Consider the following 449-nt stretch of genomic DNA (forward strand, 5'->3'; position numbering starts at 1 on the left):
CGTACGGTCATCCAGGCGGGTCTCGACGGCCGCGATGCCCTCCTCGGTGGACAGGTCCGCGGCCAGCACCTCGGCCTCGATGCCGTGCCGGTCGTGCAACTCGGTGGCCTGCTCGGCCAGTCGCTCGGTGTCGCGCGCCACCAGCACCAGATTGTGTCCCTGGGAGGCGAGCCGGCGGGCGAAGGCGGCGCCGATGCCCGCGGTGGATCCCGTAATCAACGCAGTCGTCATAGGCGCAACCTAGCTGCCCCCGCTGACGGCTCAGCGCGCCCCGTGCCTGGCGGCGTACGCGAGCGCGGTCTCGCGCACGTCGGGCGCCAGCGCGTCGCCCGCGGCCAGGACCCGCGGCAGCAGCGCGCGCTCGGTGGTCCAGGCGCGGAACAGGAACGCGGAGGTCACCTCGTGCTCCGGGCGGTGGGTGATCACGATCCGGTCGCCGGGCGAGATCC

General features: G+C 73.7%; 1 protein-coding gene and 1 pseudogene. Both read right to left on the reverse strand.

The window, feature by feature from the left end:
- On the reverse strand, positions 1–231 hold a 231-nt coding region (locus G3I71_RS47510), incomplete at its 3' end, for an SDR family NAD(P)-dependent oxidoreductase (RefSeq protein ID WP_164325163.1).
- 30 nt (positions 232–261) lie between these two features.
- A pseudogene (locus tag G3I71_RS47515) lies at positions 262–449 on the reverse strand (MOSC domain-containing protein); the annotation flags it as partial.

Source organism: Streptomyces sp. SID12501, assembly GCF_010550245.1.
In the GTDB taxonomy this organism is placed as follows: domain Bacteria; phylum Actinomycetota; class Actinomycetes; order Streptomycetales; family Streptomycetaceae; genus Streptomyces.